This is a genomic window from Paraburkholderia sediminicola, assembly GCF_046026855.1.
Taxonomy (GTDB): Bacteria; Pseudomonadota; Gammaproteobacteria; order Burkholderiales; family Burkholderiaceae; genus Paraburkholderia; species Paraburkholderia sediminicola_A.
Genome location: NZ_JAQQET010000018.1, coordinates 90,267 through 105,240 on the forward strand (window position 1 = coordinate 90,267; position 14,974 = coordinate 105,240).

Genomic DNA, 14,974 nt, shown 5'->3' on the forward strand with positions numbered 1-14,974 from the left:
GCCCTTGGTTTCCCATGCAAACCCATCCGCGACGCACGCAGTGCGGAGTGGGAGTTGACGAGCCCTTTGTCACTAACGCCGAAAGCGCGAGGGCACGGATTCCAGATGCACCACTACCGTGGCTGTGCGGGGGACTCGCTTAAAAATTAGCGGGGTGAGCCGCTTTCTTTGCTTATCTTTCTTTGCGGCGGCAAAGAAAGTAAGTGCTGCCCCGCACAGGGGCAACGCTAATAATCCAATAACAAAACAAGGAAAGGCCAACGCCATAAAAACACAGAAAAACAAGCGCCGGGCAGGCAAACGCATCAAGGAAAGGCCAATGCCACAGGCAACCAGACAAGAAAGCGCCGCGCAGGCAACCAACTAACGCAAAACCCTCACCCCCTTGCCGCCGCCCAAGGCAAACCCCTAACCCTTTGGTATTCCCCTTTAGCATACCCACCACCCAATCTTTGATTATCGCCTCGCGAGGCCCCCCTTTAGACTCCTGCAAACACCTCAATCGAGCAGGAGACGTTGTGACCTTCACCCCGGCCGCCGCGCAGCGCGCTCAACCATTGCTTCGCCATTACATCAACGGCGAATTCATTGCGACCGCAACCACCTTTCCAAACATCAGCCCGGTCGACGGCAAACAACTCGCGCAAGTCTGCGAAGCCGACGCCGCAACCGTCGACGCCGCCGTCCGCGCAGCAGCCGCCGCCCAACGCGCCGGCTGGCGCAATACCAAACCGGCTGAACGTGCGGACTGGCTCCATAAAATCGCCGACGGCATAGAAGCCCGCTTCGAAGATTTCGTCGCGGCAGAAGTGGCCGATACCGGCCGCCCACTCGAGCAAGCCCGCAAGCTCGACATTGCTCGCGGCATCGCGAACTTCCGCACCTTTGCGGATCTCATCCGCACCGCGAATAGCGAATTCTTCGAAACGCATGCAGCCGATGGCAGCGAACTGATCAACTACGTCACGCGCAAACCGCTCGGCGTGGTCGGCATCATCTCGCCGTGGAACCTGCCGTTGCTGCTGTTCACGTGGAAAGTTGCCCCAGCCCTGGCAATGGGCAACTGCGTCGTCGCCAAACCCTCGGAAGAAACGCCCAGTTCCGCCACGCTGCTCGCCGAAGTGATGCACGACATCGGCTTGCCGCCCGGCGTGTTCAATCTGATTCACGGTCACGGGCCGAACGCTGCCGGTGAATTCCTCACGCGTCATCCGGACATCAGCGCGATCACTTTTACCGGCGAATCGCGTACCGGCAGCACGATTATGAAGACCGTCGCCGATGGCGTGAAAGAGATATCGTTCGAACTCGGCGGCAAGAATGCAGCCGTCGTGTTCGCCGACGCGGATTTCGACGCGGCCGTCGCCGGCGTGTTGAAATCGAGCTTCACGAATGCCGGGCAGGTTTGTCTGTGCAGCGAGCGCGTGTACGTCGAGCGGCCGATCTTCGAGCGCTTCGTCGCCGCATTGAAGGAAAAAACCGAGGCGCTGCAAGTCGGCGCGCCTCACGATCCAGCAACCACGATGGGCCCGCTTATCTCGCGTGGCCATCGCGAGAAGGTGCTGTCGTATTTCCGGCTCGCAGTCGAAGAGGGCGCAACCGTCGTGACTGGCGGCAATGTCCCGCAATTCGGCGACGAACGCGATCAGGGCGCGTTCGTGATGCCGACAATCTGGACCGGACTGAACGACGATGCGCGCTGCGTCAAAGAGGAAATCTTCGGACCTGTCTGCCATATTGCGCCGTTCGATAGCGAAGACGAAGTGATCGTCCGCGTCAACGACAGCGCCTACGGACTCGCGGCGAGCATCTGGACGACGCAACTCTCGCGCGGCCACCGCGTGGCGCGGCAGATCGAAACCGGTATCGTCTGGGTCAATGCATGGTTCGTGCGCGACCTGCGCACACCGTTCGGCGGAGCCAAGCTTTCGGGCATCGGCCGTGAAGGCGGGCGTCACTCGCTCGATTTCTATTCGGAACTGACCAACGTCTGCGTGAGGATCGCATGAGCGAGATCGACCTGAAGGCGGCGCAACAGATTGCTGACTCAATCTGGCAGGCGCAGCAGAGCAACACACCCATCGCGCCAGTGCGTGCGGCGATCGCGGACCTGGGTGGCGACGCGCTGGAAGCCGCTTATGCCGTGCAGCGCCTGAACACTGAACGGAAGCTGGCAACCGGTCGCCGCCTCGTGGGCCGCAAAATCGGCCTGACGTCGGCAGCCGTGCAGATCCAGCTCGGCGTCGATCAGCCAGATTTCGGCATGCTGTTCGACGATATGTCGATTGCGGACGGCGAAGAGATCGCCATGTCGCGCACGCAGCAGCCCAAAGTGGAAGCGGAGATCGCGCTGGTGCTCGCACGCGATCTGCCGCACGAACGGCACACGATTGCCGACCTGATCGGCGCAACCGCCTACGCATTGCCCGCGATCGAGATCGTCGGCAGCCGCATTGCCAACTGGGATATCCGCTTGATGGATACAGTGGCCGACAACGCGTCGAGCGGTCTATTCGTACTCGGCAATCGCCCGGTCAAACTCGATGCCTTCGACGCGATCAACTGCGGCATGGTGATGGAGCGGCGTGGCGATCAGGTGAGCGTCGGCGTTGGCGCCGCTTGCCTCGGTAATCCGCTCTACGCAGCGGTATGGCTCGCCAACATCATGACACGTGTCGGCGCGCCCCTGAAGGCGGGCGATATCGTGCTGACCGGCGCGCTCGGCCCAATGGTCGGCGTCAATGCCGGCGATGTCTTCACCGCCCACATCGAAGGTCTCGGCTCCGTGAGCGCGAGTTTTTCCCACCACACGGAATCCGCAGCGTGACAGAGAAAGCCATGCACGATAAACAGAAAAAGCAGGCCGTCGCCATCATCGGCTCCGGCAATATCGGCACCGATCTGATGATCAAGGTGCTGCGTAACGCAAAGCACCTCGAGATGGGGGCGATGGTCGGCATCGATCCGGCTTCGGACGGTCTGGCGCGTGCCGAACGGCTCGGCGTGCCGACCACCGCGCAGGGGATCGACGGTCTCGTGGCCATGCCGAACTTCAGCGACATTCGCATTGCATTCGACGCGACCTCGGCAGGCGCACATCATCGCCATGCTGCCGTGCTGCGCGAACACGGCATCACCGTGATCGATCTGACGCCAGCCGCTATCGGGCCGTTCGTGGTGCCGGTGGTGAATCTGTTCGCGCATCTCGACGCGCCGAACCTGAACATGGTTACATGCGGCGGCCAGGCGACGATTCCAGTCGTTCATGCGGTATCGCGCGTGGCGCCGGTGCGTTACGCCGAAATCGTCGCATCGATTGCAAGCCGCTCGGCGGGGCCGGGTACGCGCGCCAATATCGACGAGTTCACCGAGACCACCTCGAAGGCGATTGAAACCGTGGGCGGGGCGGCGCGCGGCAAGGCGATCATCGTGCTCAATCCGGCCGAGCCGCCGCTGATGATGCGCGATACCGTCTACTGCCTGACCGAAGAAGACGCCGACACCGGCGAAATCGAAAATTCGATTCATGCAATGGTCGCGGCGGTGGCGAGTTACGTGCCCGGCTATCGTCTGAAGCAGGCCGTACAGTTTGACCGTTACACCGCGGCGAACCCACTCGCGTTGCACGCGAACGAGCGCCGCGCGGGCCTGAAGGTGAGCGTATTCCTCGAAGTGGAGGGCGCTGCGCACTATCTGCCTTCGTATGCGGGCAATCTCGACATCATGACTTCGGCGGCGCTGGCCGCGGCCGAGCAGATCGCGGCCAGCCGCGTGGCAGCGTGAAAGGAACGACGTAATGACCGATAGCAACAAGAAAATCTATGTGTCGGATGTGACGCTGCGCGACGGCATGCATGCAATCCGCCATCAGTACTCGTTGGAGAACGCGGTTGCGATCGCACAGGCACTCGATGACGCGGGCGTCGACAGTATCGAAGTCGCGCATGGCGATGGTCTCTCGGGTTCGAGTTTCAACTACGGCTTCGGCGCACACACCGACCTTGAATGGATCGAAGCGGTGGCCGGTACGGTGAAACGCGCGCAAGTGGCGACGCTGCTGCTGCCTGGCATCGGCACCGTCCACGATCTCCGCGCGGCGTACGACGCTGGCGCACGCATCGTCCGGATCGCCACGCATTGCACCGAAGCGGACATCTCGAAGCAGCACATTGAATACGCGCGCTCACTCGGCATGGATACCGTCGGCTTTCTGATGATGTCGCATATGACCACGCCCGACGCATTGGCGAAGCAGGCGAAACTGATGGAAAGCTACGGCGCGCAATGTGTGTACGTGGTGGATTCGGGCGGCGCGTTGAATATGCGTGACGTCGCCGAGCGTTTCGATGCATTCAAGGCCGTGCTGGATCCGGCGACGCAAACCGGTATGCACGCGCATCACAATCTGTCGCTGGGCGTGGCGAATTCCGTGATCGCGCTCGAACACGGTTGCGATCGCATCGATGCATCGCTAACCGGAATGGGAGCGGGCGCAGGCAACGCGCCGCTCGAAGTATTCATCGCCGCGGTAGACCGGATGAAGCTCAATCACGGCTGCGACGTGAAGAAGCTGATCGATGCCGCCGAAGATATCGTGCGTCCGTTGCAGGAGCGGCCGGTGCGGGTGGATCGCGAAACGCTCGCGCTGGGCTATGCCGGCGTGTACTCAAGCTTCCTGCGCCACACGGAAGCGGCCGCCGCGAAATACGGCCTGTCGGCGTTCGACATCATGGTCGAACTCGGCAAGCGCCGCATGGTCGGCGGCCAGGAGGACATGATCGTCGACGTTGCGCTGGATATGCGCAAGGCACGTGAACTTGCGCAGAAGGAGGCCGCGTGATCGATATCGACGCTATTGCGAAACGTATCGACGGCGCCGCGCGCCATGCGGAGCCGATCGCGCAACTCACCACGTCCACGCCGTTTTCGCTGGATGACGCTTATGGGATTCAACGCGCGTCGATTGAGCGGCGCATTCATCGCGGCGAGAGCATGGTCGGCGTGAAGCTGGGCTTTACGAGCCGCGCGAAGATGATTCAGATGGGTGTCGACAGCCTGATCTGGGGCTGGTTGACCGACGCGATGCTCGATGAAGACGGCGGCCGCGTCGCGCTGAATCGCTTCATTCACCCGCGCGTCGAGCCGGAGGTTTGCTTCCTGACGAGCCGCGAGATCGACCGGCCGCTAACCCTGCTCGAAGCGTCACGCTATCTGGAAGCGGTAGCCCCGGCGATGGAGATCATCGACTCACGCTACCGCGATTTCAAGTTCACGCTCGAAGATGTGGTCGCCGATAACTGTTCATCGGCAGGGCTGGTGATCGGCCCGTGGACCACACGCTTCGACGGTCTGCGCAACGCGGGCGTGACGATGCGTATTGACGGCCGTATCGTGCAGGCCGGCTCGACCGCGGCGATTCTCGGCGATCCGCTACGCTCGATCGTGCAAGCGTCGCGCCTGATTTCGCAAAACGGCCTCGTATTGCCGGCTGGTTCGCTGATCATGGCGGGCGCCGCCACCGCCGCTTATCCATTGCCCGTCGACGCGCACGTGCATTGCGTCGTCAACGGCCTTGGCAGCACCGAATTTACTACCTATCGACTCTCATGACCAACGAACCGACCATTCAAGGGCGCGTCGTGCCCGGTAAAGCCAAACCGCGCGGCCGTTTTCCGCACGTAACGCGAGCGGGTGACTTCCTGTTCGTCTCCGGCACCAGTTCGCGCCGTCCGGACAATACGATTGCGGGCGCCTCCGTCGACGACCTCGGCACCGTTCAACTCGACATTCGCGAGCAAACGCGCGTGGTGATCGAGAACATTCGCGATATCCTGCAGAGTGAAGGCGCGGACCTGTCGAACCTCGTCGAGATCTCGTCGTTCCTCGTCAACATGAACGACTTCGGCGGCTATAACGCCGTGTACGGCGAGTACTTCGACGAAACGGGTCCGACGCGCACGACGGTCGCCGTGCATCAATTGCCTCATCCGCATCTGCTGATCGAGATGAAGGCGATTGCGTACGCACCGAAAAAATAAACACGCGCAAAAAACTAAAGAAAGAGACAGCCATGCTCACGTACGGCAAACCGTTCAATTTTCAGCGCTGGATCGACGACCACGCGCATCTGCTCAAGCCGCCGGTCGGCAATCAGCAGGTGTGGCAGGACAGCGATTTCATCGTCACGGTGGTGGGTGGCCCAAACCATCGCACCGATTACCACGACGACCCGCTCGAGGAATTCTTCTATCAGCTGCGTGGCAATGCGTATTTGCATCTATGGATCGACGGCGAACGTGAACGCGTCGACCTGAAAGAAGGGGACGTGTTTCTGCTGCCGCCGCATGTGCGTCATTCGCCGCAACGGCCGGAAGCGGGCAGCGTCTGCCTCGTGATCGAACGGCAACGCCCGCAAGGCGTGGTGGACGGCTTCGAATGGTACTGCGATGACTGCGGACATCTCGTCTATCGCGTCGAGGTGCAATTGAAAAGCATCGTCAGCGATCTGCCACCGCTTTTCAACGCCTTCTATGCCTCAGAAGAAAAACGCCGCTGCGCGCATTGTGGTCATGTCCACCCCGGCAAGACCGTCTAAACAAACAGAATCACGATGACACTTCGAATCGACATGCATTCCCACTTCTTCCCGCCGATCGTGCGGGAAGAAGCCGCAAGGCTGGACGCGGAACACGCGCCGTGGCTGAAGATCGACGCGGACGGCGAACGCGGCATGATCATGACCGGCGAGAAGAGTTTTCGTCCGGTGTACCGCGCGCTGTGGGATCCGGCGGTGCGTATTGCTGAAATGGATGCGCTCGGCGTCGATATCCAGTTGATGTGCGCGACACCCGTGATGTTCGGCTATCGTTACGCCGCCACCGCCGCGCACGACTGGGCCGCGCGGATGAACGACCGCGCACTCGAACTCTGCGCGCACGCCCCGCAACGGTTGATGGCGCTCGCGCAAGTGCCGCTGCAGGACGTCGACCTCGCTTGCCGCGAGGCGACACGCGCGCACCGGGCCGGTCATCGCGGCGTGCAGATCGGCAATCACCTCGGCCCGCGTGATCTCGACGACGAACACCTGGTGACGTTTCTCACGCACTGCGCGAACGAAGGCATTCCAGTGCTCGTGCACCCGTGGGACATGATGACCGACGGCCGCATGAAGAAGTGGATGCTGCCGTGGCTCGTCGCGATGCCGGCGGAAACGCAGTTGAGCATGGTGTCGCTGATTTTGTCGGGGGCGTTCGAGCGGATTCCGAAGTCGCTGAAACTGTGCTTCGCGCACGGCGGCGGCAGCTTTGCGTTTTTGCTCGGCCGCGTGCAGAACGCGTGGGAGCAGCGCGATATTGTGCGTGAGGATTGTCCGAATCCGCCGGTGTCGTATCTCGAACGCTTTCACGTGGATAGCGCGGTGTTCGATCAGGGTGCTTTGCGCCTGCTGGTTGAGACGATGGGCGAGGACCATGTGTTGCTCGGCTCCGACTATCCGTTCCCGCTCGGCGAGCAGAAAATCGGCGACCTGGTCGCGGATCATCCGCAATTGAGCGACACGGCCAAGGCGAAGATTCTCGGCACCAACGCCCAACGGTTTTTCGATTTGCCTACGACGATCGCACGCGCGGTTTGAACGGATTCAAGCAACGCACGCCATTGAGCTTGCAATTGCAATAAGAACACACAGGAAATTAGCCAGATGATCACCCGGGAACACTGCGCCGCGCTCGACGCTGCCGACACGTTGGCCCACTGCCGCGCGCGCTTCGATTTGCCTGCCGACACGATTTACCTCGACGGAAACTCGCTGGGCGCGATGCCCGCGAATGTACCCGCGCGTATCGAACGGGCGCTCAAACAGGAATGGGCGCACGGTTTGATCCGTTCATGGAACGACGCCGACTGGTATCCGGCGCCGCAGCGTACTGGCAACAAGATTGCCAAACTGATCGGCGCAGGGCAGGACGAGGTGATCGTCGCCGATTCGACCTCGGTGAATCTGTTCAAAGTGCTGGTTTCGGCCACGCGCATGCGTCCGGGCCGCAAGGTGATCCTCGCTGAGCGAACCAATTTTCCGACTGACGTATATATCGCTTCGAGCGTCGCTGAGATGACGGGTTGTGAACTGCGTTGCGTCGATCCGGACGACATCGTCGCGGCGATCGACGATACCGTGGCGATCGTGTCGCTCACGCACGTCAACTACAAAACCGGCAAGCGCTACGACATGGAAGCGGTGACGCGCCAGGCACATGAAGCCGGCGCGCTGATCATGTGGGACCTGTGTCACTCGGCGGGCGCGATGCCGGTGAATCTGAACCGCTGCGACGCCGACTTCGCGGTGGGCTGCGGCTACAAGTATCTGAACGGTGGTCCGGGTGCGCCGGCTTTTGTGTTCGTTGCGTCGCGCCACATCGAAGCCGTGCGTCAACCGTTGACGGGGTGGCACGGCCACTCGAAGCCGTTCGAGTTCACGCACGACTATGCGCCGCATCCGGGCATTGATCGCATGTTGACTGGCACCGCGTCGCAACTCGGTGTGATCGCACTGGAGAGCGCGCTCGAAGCGTTCGATGGCGTCGACCTCGACGTGCTTCGTGATAAAAGCGTGGCGCTCGGCAATCTGTTTATCGAGCTGACCGATCAGGAACTGAAGGGCCTTGGTTGCACGCTCGCTTCGCCGCGTGATGCTGAGCGACGCGGCAGCCAGGTATCGCTGGGTCATGCGGAAGGCTACGCGATCATGCAGGCGCTGATCGCGCGCAATGTGATCGGCGACTTCCGCGCACCGGACATTCTGCGTTTTGGCTTTGCGCCGCTGTACGTGCGATACGTGGATATCTGGGACACCATCGCTCAACTCAAGGACATCATCGCAACCGATGCGTGGAATACCGAAGAATATAAAGCACGCAAGTCGGTGACCTGACCCGCGCAACATACTTGAACATTTAAGCATTTAAGCGCCGCGATTCGAGCAATACAGGTAATACGACAGCGCGGCACCGGCGGTCGCGTCCATGTACGCGACCGCATCCCAGGAGGAGACACAAAGATGACGCAAGAGCAGCGAGGCTTCGACACGATTGTCGAACGCGAGAAGGGATTGCACCGGGGGTTATCGACGGGGCAGCTATCGATGATCGCGATTGGTGGTGCGATCGGCACGGGCCTTTTTCTCGGCAGCGGATTCGCCATTGGTTTTGCCGGCCCGAGCGTGCTGGTGAGTTATGCGATTGGCGCGCTGATTGCGCTGCTGTTGATGGGATGCCTCGCCGAAATGACCGTCGCGCATCCAACATCGGGATCGTTCGGTGCCTATGCCGAGCACTATATTGCGCCGTGGGCGGGATTTCTGGTGCGCTATGCGTACTGGTCGTCGATTGTGTTTGCGGTTGGCACCGAGGTGACGGCGATTGCCGTGTATATGAAGTACTGGTTTACCGGCGTGCCTGGCTGGTACTGGATTGTCGGGTTCTCTGCGGCGTTGATCGGAATTAACTCAGTGAGCGTGAAGGTGTTCGGCGCAGTCGAGTATGTCTTTTCGATGCTGAAGATCGTGGCGATTGTCGGTTTCATTTTACTGGGCGCTTATGTGGTGTTCGGCGCGCCCGCCAGCTCGGGGATTGGTTTTGCCAATTACACGTCGCACGGCGGCTTCTTTCCGAAGGGTGTTTGGGGCATGTGGGTGGCGGTGATCGTGTCGATCTTCAGCTATCTGAGCATTGAGATGATCGCGGTGGCCGCGGGCGAGGCGCGTGATCCGCAGAAGGCGATCACGCAGGCGTTTCGCGCGACGATGTTCCGGTTGGTGTTCTTCTATTTGCTGACGTTGGCATTGATGCTGGCGATCGTGCCGTGGAATGCGGCGGGTACTGATGAGAGTCCATTCGTGCGGGTGATGGCGGCGACGCATGTGCCGGGGGCCGCGGGTGTGATTAATTTTGTGATTCTCGTGGCGGCGTTGTCGGCGATGAATAGCCAGTTGTATATCACTACGCGGATGATGTTTAGTCTTTCCCGTGCGGGGTATGCGCCGCGGCGGCTGGGGGATTTGAACCGGAAAGGGGTCCCGGTTGCTGCGTTGTGGCTTTCGACGATTGGAATTGCGTTGGCTACTGTTTTGAACGTGATTTATCCGGATGCTTCGTTTGTGTTGATGATGTCGGTCTCCATGTTTGGTGCCATGTTTACCTGGTTGATGATTTTTGTTACTCACTTCTTTTTTCGCCACAAGCATAAGGGGATGCCGTTGGCGTTCAGGATGTGGGGGTTTCCGGTTACTTCTCTGCTTGGCGCAGGGTTGATGGTGAGTGCTTTGGTCACTACGTGGTTTACCAGAGAGTTTCGGATGACTCTGGTGATTGGGGTGCCGTTTGTTGTTGTGTTGCTTGTTGTTTATTTTGTTTGGTATCGGGGGAAGGTTGTCGAGGCGGTTCGTACTGGGTTGGCGTGATGTTTTTTTTGCCTGCGCGGCGCTTTCTTGTCTGCTCACCTATGGCGTTGGCCTTTCCTTGAATTGATATTGGATTATTAGCGTCGCCCCTGTGCGGGGCAGGCACCTACTTTTCTTTGCCTGCTGCAAAGAAAAGTAGGCAAAAGAAAGCAGCTCAAACCGCTAACTCTTAAGCGGGTCCCCTGGCTCGGAGGGGGTAGTGGTGAATCTGGAATCTGTGTTCTCGCACACTCCGCGTCAGTGACAAGGCCGTCATACTTCCGGCGGCGCTGCGCGCGCCGACGCGCACTTCATAAACCCGCGCGCTGTGTTTTCGCATTCACACCTCATTCGCCGCAGTGATTCAGCCGGTATCGTGCTTATCGCTTCGCCTTATCGCTTCGCCTTATCGCTTCGCCTTATCGCTTCGCCTTATCGCTTCGGTGCTTCGGTGCTTCGGTGCTTCGGTGCTTCGGTACTTCAGTATTTCGGTATTCCGAATAAAACATTGATGCTTTATTCGAAGTACAAACTATGAAAATTCCGGCCGGAACGGCTTTCTGGTCGGTCGGAGTGAAGCATCGATACCTGGAGAGCACTGCGGTATTTGCGTATTTGGCGTCTTGCCAAGGCGAGGCGAAGTGACGTCGATGGTCCCCACCGCGCCCAAACGAAGCCTCTGGTTTCCCATGCATACCCATCCGCGACGCACGCAGTGCGGAGTGGGAGCTGATGAGCCCCTTGTCACTCACGCTGAATGCACGAGGGCACGGATTCCAGATGCACCACTGCCCTCTCCAGGCCAGGGGACCCGCTTATAAGCTAGCGGTGTGAGCTGCTTTCTTTTGCCTACTTTTCTTTGCAGCGGGCAAAGAAAAGTAGGTGCCTGCCCCGCACAGGGGCGACGCTAATAAACCACTAAAAATTCAAGGAAAGGCCAACGCCATAGGCGAGCAGACAAGAAAGCGCCGAGCAGGCAACCCAGATCAAGGAAAGGCCAACGCCACAGGCAAACAGACAAACAAGCGCCGCGCAGGCAACCAAAGCAAAAAAAATACATTCACCCCAGGCACACCAAAAAATACCATCGCCAAAGGCAAAAAAAGAACCCTCATTTAAGCCCCAAAATCCAATGCGAAAACCGCTCCGCATCTGCGGCCGAAATCGCATTAGCCGGCATCTGCGCCCCGGTATTCCACTTCCCGGAACTCCCTTCCAACATACTCTTCTCAAGCTTCGCGACCGCATCCGAATCCCCCCGATACCGCTCGGCGATAGCCCTGAAAGAAGGCCCTACCTTCGTCGTATCGATCGAATGACAAGCGCGACAAGTCTGCTCGCTAGCAGAAATGCCACCTGTAGTAACACCACCCGGCGCAGCGGCAAAAGAGCTCCCGCACAAACCCCCAGCCAGCACAGTAACAAAAATCATCCCTCTCACAATTTCACCCCAGTAAAAAACAAAAAACCCCACCGGCGAAAACCGCCGGCAGGGCAAAGCGCTCAACAATCAGAGACAAACATGAAGAATGAACAAACCCAGGCGCGTTACCGCGGCGGCCACGGCTTGGACGGAGCGCCAATCACAGGCTTCCCAAGCAACGGTGTCGACAACGCATAAGCACCATTCTCCGTAAAAGCCCAAATGATATTGCGGTCGTACTCGGTATAAATCGCCAGCACGCCCTTGCCGAGGGTATAGCTCGGCAGCTCGCTCTCGTCCGCCAGCGCGGGCACGAAATACCCGGCGATGGTCGGCTTCTCCGGATTGCGTACGTCGAAAATCTGCACACCCGCGTTATAGAACGAGTAGGGAATCACGCCCTGACGCGAGCCGCCCGGTTGACCGATCGCATTCGAACGCTTCGGACCGAAGTTGCCGCCACGCTGGCAGAAACTCATGAACGGCGCGCCTTCAGGCGGTGTCGGCTGCGGTAGCTTGCCCGCCACCTTCAGATGCGATGGATCGCGGGCATCAACGACGAAAATGTCCTTGTACGGCTCGTAGCAATCGCGGTTCATCGGATAACCGCTCGTCAGCACGAAGCCCGTGCGTTCGTACTGGCTGACGTCGGCGTTGTCGTACTCGGTGCCTGCGAAACTCGGTGCCGTATTCACATTGCCGAGCACCTTCGGCCTGGCCGGGTTGGACAGGTCGAACGAATAAAGACCCAAGCCACCCATCGCGCCGAAGCCGATCTTGCCGCCTTCTTCCAAAGGCTTCGGCAGGAAGATTGGAATACGCGAGCCCATCCACGAGGTGCGATTGCCCGCGCGCGGATTCGTCAGATAAGCTTGTTCGTCGGCGTCATTGCCGAGTTTCTGCCCCGGCACCGAGATCTGCGATACGAACTTCGGATCTGCAGGGTCCGACATGTCCCAGACCTGATAGCCCGGCGAATACAGGTAGTTCGGGTATTCGGTCAAACCGTAGCTGTCGTCCGGTGCAGCCGACAGGATCATGTACTTGCCGCCGTAATATTCAGGCGCATCGAGCGAGCCCGAACCCTGCTGCTGACCGATCGGCGCATCGGGGTGCCTGTAGTCGGTCGTGCGTGTCGCGATCAGCTTCCATTGGCTCGGCAACGGGCCGTCCATTTCGAAGACCTTGAAGCCCTTGAGCGAGTTGTAGTGGCGCTGTGCTTCGACCTTGTCAGGCTGCTCGCTCTTGTCGGTCATCAGGCCGTAGCGGCCGATTTCGAACGAGGCAACGAGCACCGGCTTGCCGAGCTTCTTGCTCCACACGATGGTGGCGCCGCCGAGATAGTCATGCACATTGTTCGGGTCGAACTTCTCGGTCGGCCCCTTCGGTCCCCACGTACCGCCCTGCGAAAACACGACCTTGCCGTTGGCGGGGTCGGTAACGTCCATGATCCGCAAATAGTCGCGGTCGTGGATGTAGAGATAGCGACGCCCGTCGAAGTCGGCAATATTGTTCCAGGCGTGGAAGGGTGAATCGACGAGGGGATAGAAGGCCAGAACCTTGACGTCCCTGGTATAGCTCTTCTTATCCCAGGTGGTCATTTCGCCGGGGAAGTGCTTGCCCTGATGCACTTCAGGGGTGGCCTTCGGCCATACGAACTGGCCGGTTGCCGGGTCCATGCCGTAGTCGACACCCGGTTTGAGCGGGACAGGCCGGCGATCCGGAGTGAGGCGCAGCCACTGGGCGAGATAGGGATCCTTGACATTCGGTGTGCCAGGCGTCACTTGTGCCGCGGACGCCGCGTCGGCCGATGCCGCGGCATTCGATGCGGCTGTAGCCGAAGCGTCTTCCGCGGCCGCGCAAGCCGCCGCGGACACGAAGGTCAACAGGACGCCTGTTGCGAGAGTCGATTTCAGATTACGTTTGCGAAGCATTGGCTTCCTCCTTTTTATACTAGAACGCGTGACGAATCCCGAACTGGAAGCCGCTCGGATTCTGTCCGCCGTTCGGATACTCCTGGAACGTCACAGGGTAGGCGACCGGCACATCGTGCTGGCTCTTCACGTGAGCGAAAGTCGCATACAGGTCGGTCCGTTTCGACAAACCGTAGATGTAGCCGATCACACCGCCGGTGGCGCTGGAAATGCTGGTGTTGTTGTCGTCGTGGCGGTGCACGATGCTCAGATACAGACGGTTGCGCCCGTCGATGTTCCAGCGCGCGCCGATCTGTGCGTCCCAACCCTGCGAGTTGAACGCGACGTACGGCGGATACGCGTAGTAGCCGTTGTACGTGTGATAGATCAGCGTTGGCTCGAAGCCACCGAACTTATAGACGGCAGCGAAATAGTTATCGCGCGACGAATGGATCTGCGACGACTTGAAGATATCCCGCGTGTACTGCAACTCGCTCACGGCGCCGAGGAAAATCGGCCCGTGCCGATAGTCGATACTGGTGCTCAGAAAGCGCCCCGCACGGGTGCTGTCGCCCACGCCGGTCGTCGCCATGATCCGGCCGGTGAAGCCGTAGAAAGTCGGCGTCTTGTACTGGATCGCGTTATCCACGCGATACGACGCGTAGAAGAATTCCATGTTGTTGACCATACTGAAGTCGGCGGCCCAACTCGGATCGGCGTAGCCCGCAATCCAGTACGACGGCGTGAATTGGCGGCCCATCGTCACCTCGCCCCAGTTGCCTTTCAGGCCCACGAACGACTGCCGGAACTGCGTCGACTGCACGCCGGTATTCGCGGAAAACATCGGCTCGATGGTGAACACCGCCTTGTTGCCGCCGCCCAGATCTTCGACACCGCTCAAGTTGAAGCGCGAGTTGTTCAGACCGCCGCTCGACATGCGGGTCATGTTTCCGCCGGAGCCGGAAGAAATCAGATGTTCGATGTTCAGGTCGACATAACCCGACAGCCAGACGCTCGACTGAGCGTGTGCCCCGGCGCATGCGAGCATGACGGCGCCTGACACGAGTGCCTTCTTTTTCATTCAATCTCCAAACAGGTCGTTGTTGTTTTCGTGTGGTAGAGAGTGCTGTCGTCGCGCGCGACAGCCGCGGTTACGTCCTTTTCCTTTTGTGTATACACAAACTGTAAAAAATTATACCCACG

The 14,974-nt window shown here is 59.7% G+C and carries 14 protein-coding genes; 11 read left to right on the plus strand and 3 right to left on the minus strand.

Features of this window, described 5'->3' with window-relative positions; all coding sequences use genetic code 11:
* The first annotated feature begins 518 nt into the window (after positions 1-518).
* The 11 genes from PQR40_RS20760 (at position 519) to PQR40_RS20810 (ending at position 11,554) form a co-directional block, all read left to right on the plus strand.
* Positions 519-2,009: a 2-hydroxymuconic semialdehyde dehydrogenase gene (locus PQR40_RS20760; protein WP_408232582.1), complete on the plus strand. Its 1,491-nt coding sequence runs from the start codon at positions 519-521 to the stop codon at positions 2,007-2,009.
* A complete protein-coding gene (locus PQR40_RS20765) occupies positions 2,006-2,827 on the plus strand; it encodes a 2-keto-4-pentenoate hydratase (protein ID WP_408509780.1) in 822 nt (273 codons plus the stop codon). Before PQR40_RS20760 ends, PQR40_RS20765 begins: the two co-directional genes overlap by 4 nt.
* Positions 2,828-2,838: 11 nt before the next feature.
* Positions 2,839-3,783 (plus strand): acetaldehyde dehydrogenase (acetylating), encoded by a 945-nt coding sequence (locus PQR40_RS20770; RefSeq protein WP_408509781.1) that lies wholly within the window; start codon positions 2,839-2,841, stop codon positions 3,781-3,783.
* 13 nt (positions 3,784-3,796) lie between these two features.
* A complete protein-coding gene (gene dmpG, locus PQR40_RS20775; protein WP_408232573.1) occupies positions 3,797-4,840 on the plus strand; it encodes a 4-hydroxy-2-oxovalerate aldolase in 1,044 nt (347 codons plus the stop codon).
* Positions 4,837-5,610, plus strand: a complete 774-nt coding sequence (locus PQR40_RS20780) for a 2-keto-4-pentenoate hydratase (RefSeq protein ID WP_408232570.1) — start codon at positions 4,837-4,839, stop codon at positions 5,608-5,610. The genes dmpG and PQR40_RS20780 overlap by 4 nt, the downstream gene beginning before the upstream one ends.
* On the plus strand, positions 5,607-6,038 hold the full coding sequence (locus tag PQR40_RS20785) for a RidA family protein (RefSeq protein WP_408232567.1): 432 nt from the start codon (positions 5,607-5,609) through the stop codon (positions 6,036-6,038). Before PQR40_RS20780 ends, PQR40_RS20785 begins: the two co-directional genes overlap by 4 nt.
* Positions 6,039-6,070: 32 nt before the next feature.
* Positions 6,071-6,595 (plus strand): 3-hydroxyanthranilate 3,4-dioxygenase, encoded by a 525-nt coding sequence (locus PQR40_RS20790; RefSeq protein ID WP_408232564.1) that lies wholly within the window; start codon positions 6,071-6,073, stop codon positions 6,593-6,595.
* A gap of 15 nt (positions 6,596-6,610) precedes the next feature.
* Positions 6,611-7,633, plus strand: coding sequence for an amidohydrolase family protein (locus PQR40_RS20795; protein ID WP_408509782.1), 1,023 nt, complete (start codon positions 6,611-6,613; stop codon positions 7,631-7,633).
* Positions 7,634-7,699: 66 nt separating this feature from the next.
* The gene (kynU, locus tag PQR40_RS20800) at positions 7,700-8,929 is read left to right on the plus strand and encodes a kynureninase (RefSeq protein ID WP_408394664.1); all 1,230 of its coding nucleotides are present in this window, start codon (positions 7,700-7,702) and stop codon (positions 8,927-8,929) included.
* 126 nt (positions 8,930-9,055) lie between these two features.
* Positions 9,056-10,456 carry an amino acid permease gene (locus PQR40_RS20805; RefSeq protein ID WP_408394663.1) on the plus strand — a complete coding sequence of 467 codons (1,401 nt, stop codon included), beginning with the start codon at positions 9,056-9,058 and terminating at the stop codon, positions 10,454-10,456.
* 861 nt (positions 10,457-11,317) lie between these two features.
* Positions 11,318-11,554, plus strand: coding sequence for a hypothetical protein (locus PQR40_RS20810; protein WP_408509783.1), 237 nt, complete (start codon positions 11,318-11,320; stop codon positions 11,552-11,554).
* On the opposite strand, the gene PQR40_RS20815 is transcribed toward PQR40_RS20810, so the two are convergent.
* From PQR40_RS20815 to PQR40_RS20825, 3 genes are all read right to left on the minus strand, one after another.
* A complete protein-coding gene (locus PQR40_RS20815) occupies positions 11,547-11,867 on the minus strand; it encodes a c-type cytochrome (RefSeq protein ID WP_408232710.1) in 321 nt (106 codons plus the stop codon). The two genes, PQR40_RS20810 and PQR40_RS20815, sit on opposite strands and share 8 nt — an antisense overlap.
* A 116-nt stretch (positions 11,868-11,983) precedes the next feature.
* Entirely contained in the window at positions 11,984-13,792 is a 1,809-nt protein-coding gene (locus tag PQR40_RS20820) for an LVIVD repeat-containing protein (RefSeq protein WP_408394287.1), read from the minus strand.
* A 19-nt stretch (positions 13,793-13,811) separates the two neighbouring features.
* Positions 13,812-14,852 carry a porin gene (locus PQR40_RS20825; RefSeq protein ID WP_325045283.1) on the minus strand — a complete coding sequence of 347 codons (1,041 nt, stop codon included), beginning with the start codon at positions 14,850-14,852 and terminating at the stop codon, positions 13,812-13,814.
* Positions 14,853-14,974 lie beyond the last annotated feature (122 nt).